The organism is Ramlibacter sp. WS9 (assembly GCF_003797765.1).
GTDB lineage: Bacteria > Pseudomonadota > Gammaproteobacteria > Burkholderiales > Burkholderiaceae_C > Ramlibacter.
In genome coordinates this window covers 109,053-131,119 of record NZ_RKMB01000015.1, presented here as the reverse complement: position 1 = coordinate 131,119, position 22,067 = coordinate 109,053, and the positions used below count along the sequence as shown (strand labels likewise).

Sequence of the window (22,067 nt, the reverse complement as noted above, 5' to 3'; positions counted from 1 at the left end):
CCCCCTCAAGGGGGCGCCACCAGCGGCCCGGCAAAGCCGGTTCCGCGGCGGCCGCTTGCGAAGACCCGCTGACATGAAAGTAATTGCTCTCGCGGGGCCGACGGCGTCGGGCAAGACCGCCGCCGCGATGGCATTGGCCCAGGCGCATGGCGCGGAGATCATCAGCGTGGACTCGGCGCTGGTGTACCGCGGCATGGACATCGGCACGGCCAAGCCCTCGCCCGAAGAGCGCGCGGCCGCACCCCACCACCTGATCGACATTCGCGACCCGCTGCACGCCTACAGCGCCGCCGAATTCGCGTCCGACGCGGCGCGCGTGGTGGGCGAGATCAACGCCCGGGGCAAGCTCGCGCTGCTGGTAGGCGGCACCATGCTGTATTTCAAGGCGCTGTTCGAAGGCCTCGATGCGATGCCGGCCGCCGATCCCCAAGTGCGCTCGGAGCTCGAAGCGCAAGGCGCCTTGCAGGGCTGGCCCGCGATGCACGCCGAACTGGCCCGTATCGACCCGGTCACCGCCGCGCGGCTCGCGCCCAATGACGCGCAACGCATCCAGCGCGCGCTGGAAGTGTTCCGCATTTCGGGCCAGCCGCTCTCCAGCTTCCACGCACTCCAGCAGCGCACGCCCTCGGCCTGGAGCGGCGTCCCTCTTTTCGCGCTGGAACCTGCCGATCGCGCGTGGTTGCACCAGCGCATCGCCGAACGCTTCAGCGCGATGCTCGCCGCCGGGTTCATCGACGAAGTGAAGGCCTTGCGTGCGCGTGGGGACCTGAACGCCGACCTGCCCAGCATGCGCTGCGTCGGCTACCGGCAGGCTTGGGAAATTCTCGATGCGCATGAAGCGCGCGCACCCGGCACGCCCTTCCCCGTCGGGCTGCTGCGCGACCGGGGCATCTTCGCCACACGGCAATTGGCCAAGCGCCAACTCACCTGGCTGCGCAGCATGCCGCAGCGCCGCGTCATCGCCTGCGACTCGCCCGACGCGCTGAACGAGTTGCTGGCGCAGGTGAAGGCACTGGTATGACGGGCACCGCTCCCACACTCTCGGTCCGGAACCTGGCCAAGCGCTACGGCGAAGCCACGGTGTTCGCCCACGTCTCACTGGAAGTGGCCACTGGCGAATTTGTTGCCATCGTCGGCGAGTCCGGGGTGGGCAAGTCGACGCTGCTCAATTGCCTGGCCGGGCTCGACACTTGGGATGAAGGTTCGGTCGAACTCTGCGGCCAGGACTTGTCCGCACTGGGCGACGACCAACGCGCGCTGCTGCGCCGGCGCTCGGTGGGCTTCGTGTTCCAGGCCTTCCACGTGCTGCCGCATCTTGACGTCGCGCAAAACATTGCCCTGCCGCTGATGCTGCTGCAGCAGCGCGATGAAGCGCGGGTGGAAAAAATGCTCGGCGCCGTCGGGCTGCAAGGCCTCGGCACGCGGCTGCCGCAGCAGCTCTCGGGCGGCCAGCTGCAACGCGTCGCGATCGCTCGCGCGCTGATTCACAAACCCGCGCTGCTGTTGGCCGACGAGCCCACCGGCAACCTCGACCCGGCAACGGCGCAGAAAGTGATGGACGTGCTGCTGGCGCAGACGCGCGAGCATGGCGCATCTCTGGTGTTGGTGACGCATTCGGAGGCCGCGGCCGCGCGAGCCGACCGCGTGCTGTTGCTGACCAGCGAGGGCGTGACGACGAAACGCTAGAGGTCCTGCGGCCGGATCGCCTTCTGCAGCAGCGACACCGCAGCCTCGACGTCCGCGATCTCCATCTGCCCCGGCGCCGAACTGCTCTCGCCGACCGCGAAGGTCATGGCCGACCCGAAGGCCCAGCCGCACATCCGGGTGATGGCGCCGAAGCGTCCCATCGACATGCTCACCAGCGGGATCTTCAGTTCGCCGCTGGATTGCAGCGTGGCCGAGAGCAGCGTCAGCACGTCGTCCATGCCCTGCGGCATGACGGCCACCTTGGCCACGTCGGCTCCGAGCTGCGCCGCCTGGGCGAAGCGCTGCTTCAATGTGTCCAGCGGCGGCGTGCGCGCGAAGTCGTGGAACGAGAGGATCAACTGGATGCCCTGGGCGCGGGAGAGCTCGCGTACCTGGCGCAAGTCTTCTGGCTCGTTGCCCATTTCAAAATCGACGAAGTCCACATCGCCGGCACGGCAGACGGCCTCGTAAAGCGCGACGACCTGCGCTTCCGCAAGCGCAATCGGCTCGCCGCCCTCGCGGGCGGACCGGCGCGTGAACAGCAGCGGGATGCCGCCGGTGACCTGCTTGATGCGTCGCGCCGATTCCACGACCTGGGCGGCGTCGCCGATAGCCTCGAAGAAATCGACACGCCATTCGATGATGTCGGGCCGCTTGGCTGCCACGACGGCTGCCTCGGCCAACAGCCGCTCTTGCGAGCGGCCCACCAGGGGGGCGCAGATCGCAGGGAAACGGCCCACACCCGCCGCGTTGCCTTTCAGTTGAATCGCTTGAAGTCGCATCGACCCATTGTACGAACGCACTCAAGAACGCTTGTGCGAACCGCTCAGCTGGCGTTCGCGCCGATCAGCTGCGCATAACGCGCGAGGTCAACGTTGCCGCCGCTCACGATCACCCCCACGCGCAGGCCGGCCAGGGGCAACCCGGCATGGCGGGCCGCCGCGAAGCCGAGGCAACCGGTCGGCTCCACCACCATCTTCATGCGCTCCGCGAAGAAGCGCATCGCTTCGACCAGCTGGGCGTCGCTGGCCGTGAGGATGTCGTCCGCATCGCGCCGGATCACTTCGAAAGTAAGCTTGCCGAGGTGCTGGGTCTGTGCCCCATCGGCCAGCGTCTTGGGTGTGGGGATGTCGATGATGCGGCCCGCGCGCAGCGATTGCTGGCCGTCGTTGCCCGCCTCGGGTTCCACACCGTAGAGCTTGCATTGCGGCGCCAGCGCCCGCACCGAGAGCGCCGTGCCACTCAGCAGCCCACCGCCGCCCAAGGGGACGAACAGGGCATCTAGCGGACCTGTCTCTTCGAGCAGTTCCTTCGCCGCCGTGCCTTGCCCGGCCATCACGTCGGGGTGGTCGAAAGGCGGGATGAGCGTCAGGCCGCGCTCGGCCGCCAGCTGCACCGTGAGCTGTTCGCGGTCTTGCGTGTAGCGGTCGAACGTGATGACCTCGCCGCCATAGCCTCGCGTGGCGTCCATCTTGGCCTGGGGCGCATCGAGCGGCATCAGGATGGTGGCGGGGATGCCGAGCAGGCGAGCCGAAAGCGCGATGGCCTGCGCATGGTTGCCGGAAGAGAAGGCGATGACGCCCGCCTTGCGCTGCGCCGGACTGAATTTGGCCAGCGAGTTGTAGGCGCCGCGAAACTTGAATGCGCCCATGCGTTGCAGGTTCTCGCACTTGAAGAACACCTGCGCGCCGAGCAGCCGGTCGGCAGTCGATGAGCGCAGCACTGGCGTGCGGTGGGCTTGGCCTTGCAGCCGCTGTGCGGCCGCGGCGACGTCGTCGTAGGTGGGTAGCTGTGGCATGGGTTGACTTTAGCGCACCGCGCCGCTGGGCGTCGGTGGAGGCCACTGCGCGGTTCCGATCTCTTCTCGGCGCGACAATGGGCGACATGTTCGCCCTGCTTCGCACCTTTTCCTGGCAGGAGCTGCGCCACCACCCCTGGCGCAGCGCGGCCGCGGCACTGGCCGTCATGCTGGGCGTGGCCCTGGCGTTCTCTGTTCACCTGATCAATGCTTCGGCCCTGAGCGAATTTTCCAGCGCGGTGCGCTCGGCGGGCGGCCAGCCCGACCTGGAGCTTCGCGCCGTCCAGGGAAGCCTGGACGAGAACCTGTTTGCACGTGTCGCGGCGGACGAACGCGTCGCCGTGGCCAGCCCCGTGCTCGAGGCATCTACCCTCGCCGTGACGGCCAGCGGTGGACGCAAACCGATCCGCATCGTCGGCGTCGACGCCCTGTTGGTGGCGTCGGTCGCGCCGGCCCTGATGCCTGTGCCTGCCGCGGGCGCCGATCGGTTCGCGCTGTTTGCCCCGGCCACCGTCTTTCTCAATCCTGCAGCACGCCAGATGTTCGGCTCCGGGCCCGGCTTGCGCCTGCAAAGCGGGCTGCAAATGCGGGAGGTCCAGGCCGGCGGCACCGTCGCCGTGGGCGGCGGCCCGCTGGCGGTGATGGACCTGGGCGCGGCCCAGGACTTGTTTGCGCGGCAAGGCCAGCTCTCACGGATCGACCTGAGACTCAAGGCCGGCGTGGATCGCGTGGGTTTCATCAAGGCGCTCAACCTGCCGGCGGGCGTCGTGGCCACCGAGCCGGGCGACGCCGCGCAGCGTGTCGACAATCTCTCGCGCGCTTACCGCGTGAACCTCACGGTGCTGGCGCTGGTCGCCCTCTTCACCGGGTCTTTCCTCGTGTACTCGGTCTTGTCGCTGAGCGTGGCACGCCGCGCGCAGCAGTTCGCATTGCTGGGTGTGCTCGGGCTGACGGCGGCCCAGCGCCTGCGCCTCGTGCTGGCCGAATCGATCTTGCTCGGCCTCGCCGGCAGCATCGCCGGCATCGCGCTCGGCACCGCACTGGCCGACCTGGGCCTGGGCATTCTCGGCGGCGACCTGGGCGGCGGCTATTTCCCGGGCACCGCGCCGCAGTTGCAGTGGAGCACGGCCGCCGCGATGGTGTATGCGCTGCTGGGCATCGCCGCTGCCGGTGCCGGGGGCTGGCTTCCCGCCCACGCGGCGCAGCAGTTGCCGCTGGCTCAGACGTTGAAGGGACTGGGGGCCGGCGCGGTGCGAGCGGGACGGCGCAGCATCAGTCTTGCGATGATCGCCGCCGGCGCCGCGCTCGCGTTTGTGCCCCCGGTTGCGGGGCTGCCGGTGGGCGCATACGTTTCGGTCGGCCTGCTGCTGGTCGGTGGCATCACGGCGCTGCCGTGGGTCGTGGGGCTGCTGTACGACCGCGTCGCACCGGCGTTGGCCGGGCACTTGCTGCCACTGCTCGCGGTGGAGCGGGCGCGGCGCGTTCGCGAAAGCGCGGCGGTCGCGGTGAGCGGCGTCGTCGCGTCGCTCAGCCTCGCGGTCGCGCTCACCGTCATGGTGGCCAGCTTCCGCGACTCGGTCACCCGGTGGCTCGACGTGGTGTTGCCCGCCGACCTTTACGTGCGCACCGCCTTGTCCGCAGCCGCTTCCGACACGGTGTGGTTCTCGCCGGAATTCGTGCAGGGGATCGGCGCCGTCGGCGGTGTGCAGCGCGTGGCAGCGCAACGCTCGCGGGCCCTGTTGCTCGATCCGGCGATGCCCGCCGTCGCGCTGCTGGCTCGGCAGATCGACGATCCGGCGCAAACGCTGCCGATGGTGGGGACCGCGTTCACGGCCCCGGCCGGGCAAATTCCGGTGTATGTCAGCGAGGCGATGGTCGATCTGTACGGCGCGAAGCCGGGCCAGGTGTTCGCACCGCTGTCGTCGGCTTTCGCAGCGTCATCCACCGCCACGTTCTTCGTTGCCGGCGTCTGGCGCGACTATGTCCGGCAAAACGGCTCGATCGCGATGGAGCGGCGCGACTTCGAGCGATTGACCGGCGACCGGCGCGCCAACGAGCTGCAGCTGTGGCTCGCGCCCGGCGCCGATCCTGCCCGGGTGCAGCAGGCGATACGCACGCTGGCCCAGGACGAGTCCGGCACAGCGGGCGTGATCGACTTCGCGTCGGCGCAAGAACTGCGCGCCGTGTCGCTGCGCATCTTCGACCGCAGCTTTGCCGTCACCTACTGGCTCCAGGCCGTGGCCATCGGCATCGGGCTCTTCGGGATTGCTGCGAGCTTCAGCGCGCAGGTGCTCGCCCGCCGCAAGGAGTTCGGCCTGCTGGCCCACCTCGGCCTCACGCGCGGGCAGATCCTCGCGCTGGTGGCCGCCGAGGGCGCGGTGTGGACCGCCATCGGTTCGGTAGCGGGGCTGGCGCTCGGACTGGCGGTTTCGGTGGTACTGGTGCACGTCGTCAACCCGCAGAGCTTCCACTGGACCATGGATTTGCTGGTGCCGTGGGCGCGGCTGCTAGGGCTTTGCGCCGCCGTCGTCGTAGCGGGCACAGTCACCGCGTGGCTCGCCGGGCGCTCGGCGGCCGGACGCGACGCCGTGCTGGCGGTGAAGGAAGACTGGTGATGCGCAGGCGTTCGCTGATGCTCACGGCCCCGGCGCTGCTGGCGCCTTCGTGGAGCTTCGCTTTGCCCGCGCGCAAGCTCGAATTCCCCCGCGATCACGGCGCGCACCCCGATCTGCGCACCGAGTGGTGGTATGTCACGGGCCACGCCCGCGACGGCCAGCGCGAGTTCGGCTTCCAGGTCACGTTCTTCCGCACGCGTGTCGATGTCGCGCAGACGATGACGTCGCGCTTCGCCGCCAAGCAGCTGGTGTTCGCGCACGCTGCTTTGACGGACGTTCAAGGGCGCAAGCTGCTGCACGACCAGCGCATCGCGCGCGAAGGCTTCGACGTGGCCGTGGCGGCGCAGGGTGATGCGCGCATACGGCTGCGCGATTGGTCGCTGGATCGCCGTGCCGACGGATGGCATGCGCGACTGCCCTCTTCCGACTTCGCGCTGGATCTGCAATTCAACCCTTCCCAGCCCGTGCTGCTGCAAGGCCGTGAAGGCCTTTCGCGCAAGGGCCCGCAGCCCGAGCAGGCGAGTTACTACTACAGCTTTCCGCAGCTGGAGGTTCGCGGCGCCATCGCCTTGCGCGGGCAGCGTTTGCAGGCCACGGGCAAAGCATGGCTGGACCACGAGTGGAGCGAGGCTCTGATGCATCCCGATGCGGTCGGATGGGACTGGATCGGCATGAACCTCGATGACGGCAGCGCCCTCACGGCTTTCCGCCTGCGCCGGCAGGATGGGACGACGCTGTGGGATGGCGGCTCGTTTCGTTCCAGCAAAGGCGGGCTCTACACCTTCAGCCCCGGTGAAGTCGTGTTCAGTCCGCAGCGCCGCTGGACCAGCCCGCTGTCGCGCGCGGCCTATCCCGTCGAATGGATCGTGCGCACGCCCGCCGACTTCTACACCGTGAAGGCGGTGATCGACGACCAGGAGCTGGACAGCCGCGCGTCGACCGGCGCGATCTACTGGGAGGGCCTGTCCGACCTCTTCGACAGCAACGGCAAGAAGGTCGGGCGCGGGTACCTGGAGATGACGGGGTATTCGCAGCGGCTGCGAATCTAGCGACTGCTCCCGAGCCATGGACGCCGGGTAGCCGATGCAGCGAATGTCCCCTGTCGGCCTCGGGTCTTCCTCCTCCTTTATTTCGCCGCATCGGCCACCCGGCATCCATGGGAGACCCAGTTGGCGCGCGACGGCCGAATACCAACAACCTTCCCGGATCGGGGTGGCGGGGCGCTCTGCGCAGCGAAATAAAGGAGGAGGGAGCGGCTTGCCGCGACGGGGGACATTCGCAGCGCAGAGCGCCCCGCCGCCCCGATCCCGCCCACCTTCTCGACGTTCAGTGCGCGCCAGCCGCCGCTTCACGTCCGCCACCGCCGCCCTGCGCCGGCAAAGGATGGCTCAGCCACACCAGCGGAATCAACGTCAGGAACAGCAGCGCCGAGATGTAGAAGATATCGTTCGCTGCCAGCATGAAGGCTTGTTGATCGACGAGCCGATTGATCTGGCCGAGCGCCTGTTCGGGGGTGAGGCCGCTGGCGGCGAGGCCTGAGAGCGCGGCTTGCGCGGCGGGTCTGCCGGGGTTCACCGCCTCCGCGAGCTGCGAATGATGCAAGGCCGCACGGCTCTCCCACAGCGTGGTGGCGATCGAAGTCCCGAAAGCACCCGCGGTGATCCGCGCGAAGTTGCTGAGGCCCGATGCCGCGGGAATGCGGTCGGGCGAGAGGCCCGACAGTGTGATCGTCACCAGCGGGATGAAGAAGAACGCCATGGCAATGCCCTGGACCAGCGTCGGGATCATCAGCGTGGTGAAGTCCGCCTGCGTGCTGAAGTGCGAACGCATCCACAGCACCAGCGCGAACACCAGGAAGGCGAAAGTCGCGAACTTCCGCGGATCGACCTTGGTGATCGTCTTGCCGACAATCGGCGACAGGATGATGGCGAACAAGCCGACCGGCGCGAGGATCATGCCCGCATCGGTCGCGGTGTAGCCCATGTACTGCTGCAACCAGAGCGGCAGCAGGACCAGGTTGCCGAAGAACAGGCCATAACCGATGGCGGTGGCCAGCGTGCCCGCCCAGAAATTGCGCATGGCGAACAGCCGCAGGTCAACGACGGGATGCTCGTCGGTCAGCTCCCACGCGATGAACAGCGCGAAGCCGACCGCGGCCACCACGCCCAGCCCGACGACCAAGCCCGACGCGAACCAGTCATGCTCCTTGCCGATGTCCAGCATGATCTGCAGCGCACCGATCCACAGCACCAAGAGGCCCAGGCCGACCTTGTCGATCGGCAGTTTGCGGATCGCACTCTCGCGCTTGCGATAGATGGCCCACGACGACAGCGCCGCGATCACGCCCACGGGAATGTTGATGTAGAAGATCCAGGGCCAGTTGACGTGGTCGGTGATCCAGCCGCCCAGCAGCGGCCCCATCACGGGGGCCACCAGCGTCGTGATGGCCCACATGCCCATCGCCAGCCCCGCCAGCGCTCTCGGATAGCTGGAGAGCAGCAGCGACTGCGACAACGGGATCATCGGCCCGGCGACGAAGCCCTGCAGCGCACGGAACGCGATCAGCGTCGCCATGTTGGGCGCCAGGCCGCACAGCCACGAGGCGATGACGAACAGGATGACGCTGCCGACGAACAGGCGCACTTGCCCGAACCGCTGCGACAGCCAGCCGGTGAGCGGCACGGCAATCGCATTGGCCACGGCGAAACTGGTGATGACCCACGTGCCCTGGTTGGGGCTGACGCCCAGGTCGCCGGCGATCGCGGGCAAGGACACGTTGGCGATCGAGGTGTCGAGCACGTTCATGAACGTGGCCGCCGACAGCGCGATCGTGCCCCAGACGCGTGCGGCCCCTTCCAGCGGCTGCGGCTGCAACGGGAGGTTGCTCGCCATGGTCAGTGCGTCGAAGTATTCGCCGGGACGGCCTTGGCGACTGCCTTCGGCGCTGCGCCACTTCCATTGCCGTTACCGAGCGTGGCCGTTTGCCCGCGGCCGAGGTTGGCTGCGATCACCCGGCGCACTTCGGCATCCGCCCCGCTGTCGCCGGCGCTGTAGACATGGGCCAGTGCCACCGGCGTGGTGCGCGGCGCGTCGGCCAGCGTCTTGCCGTCCTGGTTGGTCACGTCCACTTCCGCGTCCATCGACAACCCGACGCGCAGCGGATTCGTCGCCACCTGCTGCGGATCGAGCGCCACGCGCACCGGCACGCGCTGCACCACCTTGATCCAGTTGCCGGTGGCGTTCTGCGCCGGCAGCAGCGCGAAGGCCGCGCCCGTGCCCGCTCCGAGGCCGGCGACCGTACCCTTGTATTCCACCTTCTTGCCGTACAGGTCGGCCGTGAGCTTCACGGGTTGGCCCAGACGGATCTTGCGCAATTGCACTTCCTTGAAGTTGGCGTCGACCCAGACCTGGTTGAGGGGAATGAGCGACATCATCGGCGAGCCGGCGGTGACGCGCTGGCCGAGCTGCACCGTGCGCTTGGCGACGTAACCGTCGACCGGCGCCGTCAGCGCGGCGCGCTGCGAGGCCAGCCAGGCTTCGCGCACCTTGGCCGCGGCCGCCTGCACACTGGGGTGCTGGTCGACCGTGGTGCCATCGGTCATGGCCTGGTTGCTGGCGAGCTGTTCGCGGGCGGCCACGACGCCGGCCTGCGCCGAATCGAGCGTGCTGCGCGCGTTGTTCAATTGCGTCGTCGCGTGATTGAGCTCTTCACGCGACACCGCGCCATTGCCCACCAGCGATTGCCGGCGGTTCAGGTCGTCGTTGGCGCGCGCCACTTCCGATTGCGCTTTGCCGATGTCGGCTTCGCGCAGTTTGACCTGCGCCGCCAGTGACCCGTTGTTGGCGTAGAGCGTGCGCACCTGTCGCACCGTCTGCGCGAGGTTGGCTTCGGCCTGCTCCAGCGCCACGGCGGCGTCGGCCGGGTCGAGCTTGACCAGCGGCTGGCCCGCCTTCACGAAGTCGGTGTCGTCCGCGAAGATCGCCATCACCGTGCCGCCGACCTGCGGTGTGATCTGGATGACGTTACCCTGCACGTAGGCGTTGTCGGTGGACTCGTAGTGGCTGGCGACGAGCCACTCATAGGCGCCCCAACCGAGGCCGGCCACGCCGACCACGGCGGCGATGGCTGTGAGCGCCTTCCGGCGGCGCGGGTTGCCCGCCGGCGCGGCGGGCGCGGATTGCTGTTGTTCGTTGCTCACGATTGTTTTTCCCTGGATTCATTTCGAGGCCGTGGTGGCCACGGACGGCGCGCGGTAACCGCCGCCGAAGGCGCGGATCAGCGCCACTTGTGCGTCGAGCGCTCGCGCGGCCAGGTCGACGCCCAGCCGGCGTTGGTTGAGGACGGCCGTTTCGGCGGCGAGCACATTGAGGTAAGTCCCGAGGCCGGCCTTGTAGCGCTGCAGCGAGATCTGGTAGGCGCTCTCGGCCGCCGCTTGCGCGTCGCGCTGCTCGGCTTGCTGGCGTGAAATCGACCGGCCCGAGGCGATCTGGTCGGCGGCATCGTGGATGGCGTCGAGCACGGCGGCGTTGTAGCTTTCGACCGCGGCGTCCAGGTCGGCCGTCTTGCCGCGCAGGTTGGCGCGCAGTCGCCCACCTTCGAAGATCGGCAGGCGGATCGCTGGGCCGGCGCCCCACTGTTCGCTGCCGGTCTCGATCAACCGTCCCAGGCCGATGCTCGACAAGCCGGCGAATGCCACCAGGTTGATGTTGGGATAGAACTGCGCCTTGGCGTTCTTCACGTCGTAGCCGGCCGCTTCGATGCGCGCACGCGCGGCGGCGATGTCGGCGCGCTGGCCCAGCAGGTCCATCGGCAATTGCGTGGGCGCAGCGACGGCCTTCAGCGCGGCGAGCGAAGGCTGCTTGCCTACGACCTGCCTGTTGCCTTGCCCCGTCAATGCCGCCAGCGCGTGCTGCGCCAGCGCCGCTTGTTCCTGCAACGCCTCGACCTGCTGCCGCGCTTCGGGCAAGGCGCCTTCGCTCTGGTGCAGCTCGAGCTGCGTGTCCAGCCCGGCCCGCACACGGTCGCGCACCAGGCCCAGCGACTCGCTGCGCTGCGCCAGCGTGCGGTTGGCCACGGTGAGCTGGTCATTGACACGGGCCAGTTGCAGGTAGGCGCGTACCATATTGCTGGCAAGAAGAACGCGCGCGGCTTCGGCATCGGCTTGCGCGGCCCGCATGGCGCCCAATGCCGAGTCGAGTGCCGCCTGGTTCTTGCCGAAGAAGTCCAGCTCCCAGCTGGCCGACAACTGCAGCGTGCCACTATTGCGGATCGCGCCTGCGAGCGGCGGCGGCACCGCGCCATTGGCGGTGTAGCGCTGGCGCGTGAGGTCGAGCGAGCCGTTGACCTGCGGCAGTTGCGCGGCATCGGCAACTTCCGTCACGGCTTGCGCGCGGCGCAGGCGCGCCTGGGCCAGCTTGAGATTGGGGTTGCCCTGCAAGGCCTGTTCGACCAACTGGTCGAGTTGCGCATCGCCGAAGTCGCGCCACCACTGCGCGGCCGGCGCGAACGCAGGGCCCTGGCCGGCAACCAGTCCCACCGAGTTTGAATCGCGCACCACCGCCTGCGGCTCGATGCCCGACATGTTGGCGCAGCCCGCCAATGCCATCGCTGCGGCCAGCGCAGCGACGCGCGGGCCGGAAGATCCGATTCTCACTTTTGTCCTTCCCTTTCGGCCTGGATCGCAAGCGCGTTGTCCAGGATGCGGCGCAGCATGCCTTTGAGCATCTGCCACTCGTCGACGGTGAAGCCGCGCATGTGCGCGTTCTGCACATTGCAAAGCGTGGCCGGGATCTGCTTGGCGGCAGCGCGGCCTTGGTCGGTCAGCTCGAGGTTGACGACGCGGCGGTCTTCACTGGAACGCACGCGGCGTACCAGGCCCTTGGATTCCAACCGGTCCAGCAGGCGCGTCATCGCGCCCGCGTCGAGCATGCACTCGCGCGCCAGTTCGGCCGCCGTGGACGCATCCCCCATGTAGAGCTTGAGCAGCGGAATCCACTGCGCGTTTGTCAGGCCGCTGGGCTCGAGCTCCCGCTCGACCTCTAGCGACACGGCGCTCAGGATTCGCCGCATGAGGTAGCCGACGCTCTCGTCCGGCCGGTAGTTGTCCGCCTTGTAGAACGCCGGCGGGGCCGCCTGACGGGCCGTCATGCGCACCCGCGACGTCGCTCGCGACGGAATGGTTTTTGCTGTCATGTAGCGAAATATTAGTTGCCTAGACAAATATTGTCAAGGCTGTCTTTGCAGGGGCAATGGTTGAGTACACTAGGGCCATGGCGGCCTCCTCTCCCACTTCCAAAGGCAACCCGCGCTCGCTGTCGGGCCTGCTTCCGTTCCTTCGCCCGTACCGCGGGCGCATCGGAGTCGCCGTCCTGTTCCTGGTGCTGGCCGCTGCAGCGACGCTATTGTTTCCGGTTGCGCTGCGCGGCTTGATCGACGGGGGTCTGGCCACAGCCGACAAGGGCACGCAGCTAATGGCCTTGCGCGAGCACTTTGTGGAACTGTTCGGCGTGGCGATGGCGCTCGGTGTTTTCTCCGCAGCCCGCTTCTACATGGTCAGTTGGCTCGGCGAGCGTGTGACTGCAGACCTGCGCAACGCGGTGTACGCCCACGTGCTGGAGCAGAGCCCGGAATTCTTCGAGACCACGCAAACCGGCGAAGTGTTGTCGCGGCTGACGACCGACACGACACTCGTGCAAACCGTCGTCGGCTCGTCGCTCAGCATGGGCTTGCGCAACGCCGTGATGGGCGTCGGCGCACTGGGCATGCTGGTGTGGACCAACCCGTACGTGATGACTCAGGTGCTGGGCATCCTGGTCGTCGTCGTGCTGCCCAGTGCGTGGTTCGGCCGGCGAGTGCGGCGCCTCTCGCGCGCCAGCCAGGACCGTGTCGCCGACTCCAGCGCGATCGCCGCCGAGGTGCTGAACGCCATCCCGGTGGTCCAGAGCTACACGGCGGAGTCGCGTGAAGCGGCTCGATTCGATGCGTCGACCGCGGATGCATTCGCAACCGCCGTGCGCCGCAGCGGTGCCCGCGCATTCCTGATCGCGTTCATCATCATCGCCACCAGCGCCGCCCTGCTGTGGGGCCTGTACCAGGGCACGCAGGCGGTGATGGCCGGCCGCATTACGGCCGGACACCTGGGCGAAACCGTGGTCTACGTGATCATCCTGGCGGGCGCGGTCGCCGTGCTGGGCGAGGTCTACGGGGACTTGCTGCGCGCGGCGGGCGCAACGGAGCGGCTGATGGAATTGCTGGACAGCCGCTCGCCGGTCACTTCGCCCGCGCAGCCGGTGGCGGGCCGCGTGTCGCAAGGCGGCAGCGCCGTCGCGTTCGAAGCGATCACGTTCCACTACCCGTCGCGTCCCGCAACGGCCGCGCTGAAGGACTTCAGCCTGGCCATCGCGCCGGGCGAAACCGTCGCCCTGGTCGGCCCCAGCGGCGCCGGCAAGAGCACGGTGTTCCAGATGCTGCTGCGCTTCTATGACCCGATGCAGGGCCGCATCCTGCTGGACGGCGTGGCCACGCGCGACCTGGCGTTGCACGACCTGCGCCAACGCATCGGCATCGTGCCGCAGGACGCCGTGGTCTTCTCCAGCAGCGCGATGGAGAACATCCGCTACGGCAAGCCCGGCGCGAGCGACACGGAAGTCATGGCCGCCGCCAAGGCCGCCTTCGCGCATGACTTCATCATGGCGTTGCCCGAAGGCTACGCGACTTTCCTGGGCGAGCGCGGGGTGCGGCTTTCAGGCGGCCAGCGCCAGCGCATCGCGATCGCGCGGGCCATGCTGAAGAATCCGCCGCTGCTGCTGCTGGACGAAGCCACCAGCGCGCTGGACGCGGAGAGCGAGCGGATGGTGCAGGCCGCGCTGGAGTCCGCGATGCGCGATCGCACCACCCTGGTCATTGCGCACCGCCTGGCCACCGTGCAGCAGGCCGACCGCATCATCGTGCTCGATCACGGGAAGATCGTCGAACAGGGAACGCACGAGTCGTTGGTGGCGGCCGACGGGGTTTATGCGCGGCTGGCGGCGCTGCAGTTCATGGATTGAGCGCTCTACTGCAGCGGGCCCTTGAGCGCATCGGGAATCGGCAGCGGCAGCACCCCGATGCCCTCCTCGATCAGCGCCTCGGTTTCTTCGCGCGACGCTTGGCCGCGGATGCTCCGCTCTTCGGTTTCGCCGTAGTGGATGCGGCGAGCCTCTTCGGCGAACCGCTCGCCGACGTCGTCGGTATTCGCCATCACGTGGCGCACCATCTTCATCCACGCGGCCTGCAGGGAAGCGTCAGGCATGCTGACCACATCCTGCTTGGCGGCAGGCTCGACGGCACCCAGATTCAGGCGCGGAGCGCTGAGCATCTTGGTCACCTGGTTGTCGCTGCACAACGGGCATTCGACCAGGCCGCGGGCGAGCTGCGACTGGAATTCATCCTCGGAGGCGAACCAGCCTTCGAAGCTGTGGGTGTGCGAGCACTGGAGGTTGAGGACCTTCATGGCATTTATTATGAACGCCAGTCCAATACCCATTCGCCCGACAGGACGTTCTGCAGCCAGAGGGCACCGGTCAAGGTCTTGGCGTCCGTCACGCGGCCATCGCGGCACCACGCCAGCAGCTCGGCCGGCGTCGCGGCGAACACTTCCAGAAACTCGCCGGCGTCGAGCGCCGCCTGGCCCTGGTTCAAGCCACGCGCGAACCAGACTTCGATGAACTCGGTCGAGTAGGAAATGACAGGGTTCAGCACCCCGGCGCGCGCCCATTCGGCGGCGGTGTAGCCAGTCTCTTCAAGCAGCTCGCGTTTCGCACAGGCCAGGCGGTCCTCGCCCGGGTCGAGCTTGCCCGCGGGAAATTCGATCATCACGGCGCCCATCGGATAGCGGAACTGGCGCTCCAGCACGAGGCGCCCGTCGTCGAGCATGGGGATCACCATCACCGCGCCGGGGTGGATGACGTATTCCCGCGTCGTCTCCGTGCCGTCCGGCAGCCGCACCGTGTCGCGGAAGGCGTGAAGAAAGCGCCCCTTCAGGATTTCCTGGCTCGCGACCTTTGTCTCGATCAGGTGGCTGTCGTCCGCCATGGCGTCAGCGCACGTGATGGCGGCGCAGATAGCGCCACGTGAAGCCGGGAAACGCGAAAGTGATGAAGAGCGCGCCTGTCACCGCATAGAACTCCCAGCCCTGCGGTGCGATCTGGCCGGCGCGTTGCTCCAGCAACAGCCCGAGGCCGCCAACGACGAAGTACAGCAGCACCAACTCGCCAACGCGCACGGCCAGTGACTTGCCTCGCCGCATCGGCACGACGCCAAGCAGATTCTCGTTCAAGAAAGGGAGGTTGGCCGCCGCGAAGGCGACCACGATCACGATCCAGACGGACGCGGTTTGGGACAGCATCCTCGTGCCCCGCCGCTAGGTGGCGAGCGTCTTGACGATCGCGTCCTTGCACAGCGTCAGCAGGCCGCCGGGGACAATGCCGAGAATCAGCACCAGTGCGCCGTTGATGGTGAGCACGAAGCGCACGTCGATCGGTGCGGACACCGTCGTCGCCGTGATGGGCTGGTCGAAGTACATGACCTTGACGACGCGCAGGTAGTAGAAGGAGCCGATCAGCGACATCATCACGGCGAACACCGCCAGCGCGATGTACATGCCCTGCCCCGACGCGACCAGCGCCTGCAGCACGGCCAGCTTGGCATAGAAGCCCACCAGCGGCGGCACGCCGGCCAGCGAGAACAAGCACACGGCCATGACGCCGGCGTAGAGCGGGCTGCGCTGGTTCAGGCCCGCCAGGTCGGCGATCTCCTCGCTCTCGAAGCCTTCACGCGCCAGCAACAGGATGATGCCGAAGGTGGCCAGCGTGGTCAGCACGTAGGTGATGATGTAGAACATCGCCGAGCTGTACGCGTTGGCCGCCGTGAGCGAATTGCCGTTGACCCAGCCCGACATGAGGCCCAGCAGCACGAAGCCCATCTGCGCGATGGTCGAATAGGCCAGCATGCGCTTGAGGTTGGTCTGCGCAATGGCGGCCAGGTTGCCGATGAGCAGCGAGCCGATCGCGAGGACGGCCAGCATCTGCTGCCACTCGACCGCGATGGGCATCATGCCTTCGATGAGCAGGCGCACGCAGATCGCGAAGGCGGCCAGTTCCGGCGCGCTGCCGATCATGATGGTGACGGAGGTCGGCGCGCCCTGATAGACGTCGGGCACCCACATGTGGAACGGCGCCGCGCCGAGCTTGAAGGCCAGTCCGGCCACGATGAACACCAGGCCGAACACCAGCACTTGATGCTTGACCTGGCCCGAACTCACGATCTTGAAGACCGTGCCGATGTCCAACGAACCGGTCGCGCCATACAGCATGGAGAGGCCATAGAGCAGGAAGCCGCTTGCCATGGCGCCCAGCACGAAATACTTCATGGCCGCTTCCGTGGAAGTGGCGTGATCGCGGCGCAGTGCGACCAGCGCATAGCTGCAGAGCGTCAGCAATTCGAGGCCGAGATAGATCACCAGGAAATTGCTGCCCGAGATCATGACGAAGATGCCCAGCAGCGAGAACATCGCCAGCGTGAACATCTCGCCGCCGAGCAGCATGCCGCGGTCGGCGGCGTAGGGCCGCCCGTAGACCAGGCAGACCATCATCGCGAGGGTGGCGAACAGCTTGAGCAGGTTGCCCATGGGATCGCTGACCACCATGTTGCCGAAGCCGTAAAGCGTCAGGCCGCCGGCCGCGTACATCGCCTGCATGAAGGCCACGACGCCCAGTGTCGCCAGGGTGAGCACATAGGTCAGTGTGCGGCGCGGCGACTTGACGCCTAGGTCGATCATGGCGATCAGGCAGGCCATGAACAGCAGCACGATCTCCGGGTAGACGGTGATCCAGTTGTATTTTTCTGTCATTTGTTTTGTCCAGCCCGCGTTCTTAGAGTTTGGACGTGGCCACGTGCTTGAGGAAGTCCGCCACCGAGGTGTTCATGACATCGGTGAAGGGCTTCGGATAGATGCCCATCACCAGCACCGCGATGGCCAGCATGCTGAGCATCAGGAATTCGCGGCTGTTGATGTCGGTCAGCCCGCGCACGTCGTCGTTCGCCACCGGGCCGAGGTAGACGCGCTTGAACATCCAGAGCGTGTAGGCAGCGCCGAAAATCAGCGCCGACGACGCAGCGAAGCCGAGCCAGAAGTTGGCCTTGACGGCACCCAGGATCACCATCCACTCACCGACGAAACCGGCGGTGGCCGGCAGGCCGCAGTTGGCCATGGCGAACAGCAGTGCGAACGCCGTGAAGTTGGGCATGGTGTTGACCACGCCGCCGTAGCTGGCGATCTGCCGCGAGTGAACACGGTCGTACAGCACGCCGATGCAAAGGAACATCGCGCCCGAGACGAAACCGTGGGCGATCATCTGCACGATGCCGCCGGCCACACCCAGGTCGTTGAAGATGAAGAAGCCGAGCGTGACGAAGCCCATGTGCGCCACCGACGAATACGCCACCAGCTTCTTCATGTCCTGCTGCACCATCGCCACCAGGCCCACGTAGACCACGGCGATCAGCGACAACGCGATCATGAACCAGGCCCATTCGTGCGAGGCGTCGGGTGCGATCGGCATCGAGAAACGCAGGAAGCCGTACGCGCCCAGCTTCAGCATGATCGCTGCCAGCACGGCGGAGCCGCCGGTGGGCGCCTCGACGTGCACGTCGGGCAGCCAGGTGTGGACCGGCCACATCGGCACCTTGACGGCGAACGCCGCGAAGAACGCGAAGAACAGGAAGGTCTGTGCTTGCAGGCTCAAGGGCAGCTTGTGCCACGTCAGGATGTCGAAGCTACCGCCGGACTTGGTGTACAGGTAGACCAGCGCGACCAGCATCAAGAGCGAGCCGAGCAGCGTGTACAGGAAGAACTTGAACGCCGCGTAGATCTTGTTGGGCCCGCCCCAGATGCCGATGATCAGGTACATCGGAATCAGCGTTGCCTCGAAGAACACGTAGAACAGGATGCCATCGAGTGCGCAGAAGACGCCGATCATCAGGCCCGACAGGATGAGGAACGCGCCCATGTACTGGTTGACGCGCTCGGTGATCACTTCCCAGGCGGAGATCACCACCACCAGGTTGATGAAGGCGGTGAGCAGGATGAACCAGAAGGAGATACCGTCGACGCCCAGGTGGTAATTGACGTTGAACCGGTCGATCCACGGCGCCTTCTCGACGAACTGCATCGCCGAGCTGGCAACGTCGAAGCGCGAGTACAGCGGCAGCGTGACCAGCAGGCTGACGACGGCGCCGATCAGCGCGATCCAGCGCACCGTGCGTGCCTGGTCGTCCCGCCCGAGGGCCAGCAACACGGCGCCGAAGAAGATCGGCGTCCAGATCGCGAGACTCAGCAAACCCATTTTTGTTCTTCTTTCAACTTAACGCTTGACCCATTCCATCAGCTGCGGCCAGCTGATGAAGTAGGTGATGAGCAAAAACACGCCGACGATCATCGCGAACGCGTAGTGGTAGATGTAGCCGGTCTGGAACCAGCGCACCACGCCGGCCACCCACGCCACGCCGCGCGCGCTGCCGTTGACCATGGCGCCGTCGATGATGGCCTGGTCGCCGCCCTTCCAGAGGCCGAGGCCCAGGAGGCGCGCCCCACGGGCCAGCACGTTCTCGTTGAACCAATCCATGTAGTACTTGTTGTCCAGCAGCGTGTACAGCGGCATCACGCGCGCCTTGATCGCGGCGGGCAACTCCGGCTTTACCAGGTACATGTACCAGGCCGCCACCACACCAGCCAGCGCAAGCCAGAACGGTGCAGTCATGAGGCCGTGCAACGCCATCTGGGCCGGGCCGTGGAACTCCGCGGCGAGCTTCGCCATGGCCGGGTGCAGTTCGCTGTTGACGAAGATCGAATCCTTCAGCAGGTCGCCGTACAGCATCGGGCCGATGGCCAGGAAGCCGATCACCACCGACGGGAATGCCAGCAGCAGCAGCGGTGCCGTCACCACCCACGGCGACTCGTGCGGCGTGCCGTGGTCGTCGTGATGATGGTGCGGATCGGGCTCGTCGTGGGCGTCGTGGTGATGCGCGTCGGGGTTCTGGTCGAACCGCTCCTTGCCGTGGAACACCAGGAAGTACATGCGGAACGAATAGAACGCCGTCACGAACACACCGGCCAGCACGGCGAAATGCGCGAAGCCCGCGCCCGGCAGCGTGCTGAAGTGCACCGCCTCGATGATCGAGTCCTTGGAATAGAAGCCGGCGAACAGCGGCGTGCCGATCAACGCGAGGGACCCCAGCAGCGACGTGATCCAGGTGATCGGCATGTACTTGCGCACGTTGCCCATCCAGCGGATGTCCTGGTTGTGGTGCATGCCGATGATCACCGAGCCGGCCGCAAGGAACAGCAGCGCCTTGAAGAACGCGTGCGTCATCAGGTGGAACACCGCGACGGAATAAGCCGACGCGCCGAGCGCCACCGTCATGTAGCCCAGCTGCGACAGGGTCGAGTACGCCACCACGCGCTTGATGTCGTTCTGGATGATGCCCAGGAAACCCATGAAGAGCGCGGTGATCGCGCCAACCACCAGGATGAACGACAAAGCCACGTCGCTCAACTCGAACAGCGGCGACATGCGCGCGACCATGAAGATGCCGGCCGTCACCATGGTGGCGGCGTGGATCAGCGCGGAGATCGGCGTCGGGCCTTCCATCGAATCGGGCAGCCAGACGTGCAGCGGGAACTGCGCGCTCTTGCCCATCGCGCCGACGAACAGGCAAATGCAGATGGCGGTGATCAGCATCCAGCCGGTGTGCGGCAGGGTCATCTTGGCCAGTTCGCCGGCCTTGGCGAAGGTTTCGGCGTAGCTCAGCGTGCCGGCAAAGGCCACGATCAGGCCGATGCCCAGGATGAAACCGAAGTCGCCGACGCGGTTGACCAGGAAGGCCTTCATGTTGGCGAAGATCGCCGTCGGCTTGTTGAACCAGAAGCCGATCAGCAGGTACGACACCAGGCCCACCGCCTCCCAGCCGAAGAACAGCTGCAGGAAGTTGTTGCTCATCACGAGCATCAGCATCGAGAACGTGAAGAGCGAGATGTAGGCGAAGAAGCGGTTGTAGCCGTCGTCTTCTTCCATGTAGCCGATGGTGTAGATGTGGACCATCAGCGACACGAAGGTCACCACGCACATCATCATCGCGGTGAGGCCGTCGACGAGGAAGCCCACTTCCATCTTCAGGCCGCCGATCACCATCCACTCATAAATGGTCTGGTTGAAGCGTGCACCGTCCACCGCCACGCTCTTGAGCGTCATCGCGGAGATCACGAAGGCCACGAACACGCCCAGGATGCACAGCGTGTGCGACAGGCGCCGGCCGATCCAGTTGCCGCCGAACGTGGTGCCGAAGATGCCGGCCAGCGCAGCGCCGGCCAGCGGGGCCAGCGGGACGACGAGCAGGGTTGAAGCGTTGAGGGTCTGGCTCATGTTGTTGTGGTCCGGCTCAGCCCTTGAGGGTGTTGAGCTCGTCGACGTTGATGTTCGATTTGTTGCGGAACAGCAGCACCAGGATGGCCAGGCCGATGGCCGACTCCGCCGCCGCCACCGTCAGGATGAAGAACACGAAGACCTGGCCGTGCATGTCGTTCAGGTAGTACGAGAACGCGACGAAGTTCATGTTCACGGCCAGGAGCATCAGCTCGATGGCCATCAGCAGCACGATCAGGTTGCGGCGGTTCAGGAAGATGCCGATCACCGACAGCGCGAACAGCATCGCGCCGAGCGAGAGGAAATGTCCGAGGGTGAGCGTCATGCCTTGGTCTCCACGGCGGCCACGGGCTGCGGCTCGGGTTCGGCGATCGTCGGTGGCAGCTTGATGATCTGCAACCGGTCGGCGGCCTTCACGCGCACCTGCTGCGACGGATCGGTGTGCTTGCTGTCCTTGCGCTGACGCAGCGTGAGCGCGATGGCCGCGATGATGGCAACCAGCAGGATGACCGCGGCAATTTCCAGCGGGTACAGGTACTGGCTGTACAGCAGCTTGCCCAGCTCCTTGGTGTTGGAAATCGGGATCGCGCCCGGCGCGGGCATCGGCACGACACGGGGTTCTTCGCCCAGGCGGAAACCGCCCATCAGCACGGCGGCCATTTCCAACGCGATCAGCGATCCCACGGTGGCCGCGACCGGGAAGTGCTTCCAGAATCCGGCCCTCAGGCTGTCGACGTTGATGTCCAGCATCATCACGACGAAGAGAAACAGCACCATCACGGCGCCGACGTAGACCAGCACCAGCGAGATGGCGAGGAATTCCGCCTTGAGCAGGATCCACACGGCCGCCGCCTGGAAGAACGCCAGCACCAGGTACAGCGCGGCATAGACCGGGTTGCGCGCGGTGATGACGCGGAACGCCGCGAACAGCAGGACCGCGGAGAACAGGTAGAAGAAGCCGGTTCGGATATCCATGGGTTGTTTCTTTTCCGCGCGTTCAGCGGTATTTGGCGTCGGCCGCCTTGGCCGCGGCGATCTCGGGCTCGTAGCGGTCGCCCACGGCCAGCAGCATCTCTTTGGTGAAGTACAGGTCGCCGCGCTTTTCGCCGTGGTATTCGAGGATGTGGGTCTCGACGATGGAGTCGACCGGGCAGCTTTCCTCGCAGAAGCCGCAGAAGATGCACTTCGTCAGGTCGATGTCGTAGCGCGTGGTGCGACGCGTGCCGTCGGCGCGCTGGTCGGATTCGATCGTGATGGCGAGCGCGGGGCACACGGCCTCGCACAGCTTGCAGGCGATGCAGCGCTCTTCGCCGTTCTCGTAGCGGCGCAGCGCGTGCAGGCCGCGAAAGCGCGGCGACAGCGGCGTCTTTTCTTCCGGGAACTGCACGGTGATCTTGCGGCTGAACGCGTACTTGCCGGTGATGGCCAGGCCCTTGAACAACTCGAACAGCATGAAGCTGCCCAGGAAGTCCTTGAGCGAGAAATTGGATGCGGCTACAGCTGCCATG

At 66.6% G+C, this 22,067-nt stretch carries 20 protein-coding genes; 5 read left to right on the top strand and 15 right to left on the bottom strand.

Annotated features, from left to right (window positions below; all coding sequences use genetic code 11):
- Nucleotides 1-73 precede the first annotated feature (73 nt).
- Together miaA and EEB15_RS21260 are read left to right on the top strand one after the other, a co-directional pair.
- Entirely contained in the window at nucleotides 74-1,021 is a 948-nt protein-coding gene (miaA, locus tag EEB15_RS21265; RefSeq protein ID WP_141511885.1) for a tRNA (adenosine(37)-N6)-dimethylallyltransferase MiaA, read from the top strand.
- Nucleotides 1,018-1,686 carry an ABC transporter ATP-binding protein gene (locus tag EEB15_RS21260; protein WP_141511883.1) on the top strand — a complete coding sequence of 223 codons (669 nt, stop codon included), beginning with the start codon at nucleotides 1,018-1,020 and terminating at the stop codon, nucleotides 1,684-1,686. Before miaA ends, EEB15_RS21260 begins: the two co-directional genes overlap by 4 nt.
- On the opposite strand, the gene aroD is transcribed toward EEB15_RS21260, so the two are convergent.
- A complete protein-coding gene (gene aroD, locus EEB15_RS21255) occupies nucleotides 1,683-2,468 on the bottom strand; it encodes a type I 3-dehydroquinate dehydratase (RefSeq protein WP_141511882.1) in 786 nt (261 codons plus the stop codon). The two genes, EEB15_RS21260 and aroD, sit on opposite strands and share 4 nt — an antisense overlap.
- Nucleotides 2,469-2,512: 44 nt before the next feature.
- A complete protein-coding gene (locus tag EEB15_RS21250; RefSeq protein ID WP_141511881.1) occupies nucleotides 2,513-3,484 on the bottom strand; it encodes a threo-3-hydroxy-L-aspartate ammonia-lyase in 972 nt (323 codons plus the stop codon).
- A gap of 86 nt (nucleotides 3,485-3,570) precedes the next feature.
- On the opposite strand from EEB15_RS21250, the gene EEB15_RS21245 reads away from it, so the two are divergent.
- Both EEB15_RS21245 and EEB15_RS21240 read left to right on the top strand, forming a co-directional pair.
- On the top strand, nucleotides 3,571-6,099 hold the full coding sequence (locus tag EEB15_RS21245; RefSeq protein ID WP_141511880.1) for an ABC transporter permease: 2,529 nt from the start codon (nucleotides 3,571-3,573) through the stop codon (nucleotides 6,097-6,099).
- Complete coding sequence (locus tag EEB15_RS21240; protein WP_141511879.1) at nucleotides 6,099-7,148, top strand: lipocalin-like domain-containing protein; 1,050 nt, start codon at nucleotides 6,099-6,101, stop codon at nucleotides 7,146-7,148. The genes EEB15_RS21245 and EEB15_RS21240 overlap by 1 nt, the downstream gene beginning before the upstream one ends.
- Before the next feature lie 277 nt (nucleotides 7,149-7,425).
- Here EEB15_RS21240 and EEB15_RS21235 read toward each other — a convergent pair whose 3' ends face one another.
- The 4 genes from EEB15_RS21235 to EEB15_RS21220 are packed head-to-tail and all read right to left on the bottom strand — an operon-like array spanning nucleotide 7,426 to nucleotide 12,247.
- Nucleotides 7,426-8,991 carry a DHA2 family efflux MFS transporter permease subunit gene (locus tag EEB15_RS21235; protein WP_141511878.1) on the bottom strand — a complete coding sequence of 522 codons (1,566 nt, stop codon included), beginning with the start codon at nucleotides 8,989-8,991 and terminating at the stop codon, nucleotides 7,426-7,428.
- A 2-nt stretch (nucleotides 8,992-8,993) separates the two neighbouring features.
- Entirely contained in the window at nucleotides 8,994-10,301 is a 1,308-nt protein-coding gene (locus EEB15_RS21230) for an efflux RND transporter periplasmic adaptor subunit (RefSeq protein ID WP_141511877.1), read from the bottom strand.
- A gap of 15 nt (nucleotides 10,302-10,316) precedes the next feature.
- Nucleotides 10,317-11,705: an efflux transporter outer membrane subunit gene (locus EEB15_RS21225; RefSeq protein ID WP_141511915.1), complete on the bottom strand. Its 1,389-nt coding sequence runs from the start codon at nucleotides 11,703-11,705 to the stop codon at nucleotides 10,317-10,319.
- A 44-nt stretch (nucleotides 11,706-11,749) separates the two neighbouring features.
- A complete protein-coding gene (locus tag EEB15_RS21220; protein WP_233259567.1) occupies nucleotides 11,750-12,247 on the bottom strand; it encodes a MarR family winged helix-turn-helix transcriptional regulator in 498 nt (165 codons plus the stop codon).
- A 122-nt stretch (nucleotides 12,248-12,369) separates the two neighbouring features.
- On the opposite strand from EEB15_RS21220, the gene EEB15_RS21215 reads away from it, so the two are divergent.
- Nucleotides 12,370-14,148, top strand: coding sequence for an ABC transporter transmembrane domain-containing protein (locus tag EEB15_RS21215; protein WP_141511875.1), 1,779 nt, complete (start codon nucleotides 12,370-12,372; stop codon nucleotides 14,146-14,148).
- Between the two features lie 5 nt (nucleotides 14,149-14,153).
- Here the strand turns inward: EEB15_RS21215 and EEB15_RS21210 are convergent, their stop codons facing one another.
- Genes EEB15_RS21210 through nuoI form a run of 9 tightly spaced genes read right to left on the bottom strand, consistent with a single transcriptional unit; the run spans nucleotide 14,154 to nucleotide 22,066 of the window.
- Nucleotides 14,154-14,591 (bottom strand): DUF1178 family protein, encoded by a 438-nt coding sequence (locus EEB15_RS21210; protein WP_141511874.1) that lies wholly within the window; start codon nucleotides 14,589-14,591, stop codon nucleotides 14,154-14,156.
- Between the two features lie 8 nt (nucleotides 14,592-14,599).
- Nucleotides 14,600-15,172 carry an NUDIX domain-containing protein gene (locus EEB15_RS21205; RefSeq protein ID WP_141511873.1) on the bottom strand — a complete coding sequence of 191 codons (573 nt, stop codon included), beginning with the start codon at nucleotides 15,170-15,172 and terminating at the stop codon, nucleotides 14,600-14,602.
- 4 nt (nucleotides 15,173-15,176) lie between these two features.
- Entirely contained in the window at nucleotides 15,177-15,482 is a 306-nt protein-coding gene (locus EEB15_RS21200) for a DUF2818 family protein (RefSeq protein WP_141511913.1), read from the bottom strand.
- An 18-nt stretch (nucleotides 15,483-15,500) separates the two neighbouring features.
- Nucleotides 15,501-16,988 carry an NADH-quinone oxidoreductase subunit NuoN gene (nuoN, locus tag EEB15_RS21195; RefSeq protein WP_141511872.1) on the bottom strand — a complete coding sequence of 496 codons (1,488 nt, stop codon included), beginning with the start codon at nucleotides 16,986-16,988 and terminating at the stop codon, nucleotides 15,501-15,503.
- Nucleotides 16,989-17,010: 22 nt separating this feature from the next.
- Nucleotides 17,011-18,483 carry an NADH-quinone oxidoreductase subunit M gene (locus tag EEB15_RS21190; protein ID WP_141511871.1) on the bottom strand — a complete coding sequence of 491 codons (1,473 nt, stop codon included), beginning with the start codon at nucleotides 18,481-18,483 and terminating at the stop codon, nucleotides 17,011-17,013.
- An 18-nt stretch (nucleotides 18,484-18,501) separates the two neighbouring features.
- Nucleotides 18,502-20,559, bottom strand: coding sequence for an NADH-quinone oxidoreductase subunit L (nuoL, locus tag EEB15_RS21185; protein WP_141511870.1), 2,058 nt, complete (start codon nucleotides 20,557-20,559; stop codon nucleotides 18,502-18,504).
- 16 nt (nucleotides 20,560-20,575) lie between these two features.
- A complete protein-coding gene (gene nuoK / locus EEB15_RS21180) occupies nucleotides 20,576-20,884 on the bottom strand; it encodes an NADH-quinone oxidoreductase subunit NuoK (RefSeq protein WP_048439385.1) in 309 nt (102 codons plus the stop codon).
- Entirely contained in the window at nucleotides 20,881-21,534 is a 654-nt protein-coding gene (locus EEB15_RS21175) for an NADH-quinone oxidoreductase subunit J (RefSeq protein ID WP_141511869.1), read from the bottom strand. The genes nuoK and EEB15_RS21175 overlap by 4 nt, the downstream gene beginning before the upstream one ends.
- Before the next feature lie 22 nt (nucleotides 21,535-21,556).
- Nucleotides 21,557-22,066 carry an NADH-quinone oxidoreductase subunit NuoI gene (gene nuoI, locus EEB15_RS21170; RefSeq protein ID WP_141511868.1) on the bottom strand — a complete coding sequence of 170 codons (510 nt, stop codon included), beginning with the start codon at nucleotides 22,064-22,066 and terminating at the stop codon, nucleotides 21,557-21,559.
- Nucleotide 22,067 lies beyond the last annotated feature (1 nt).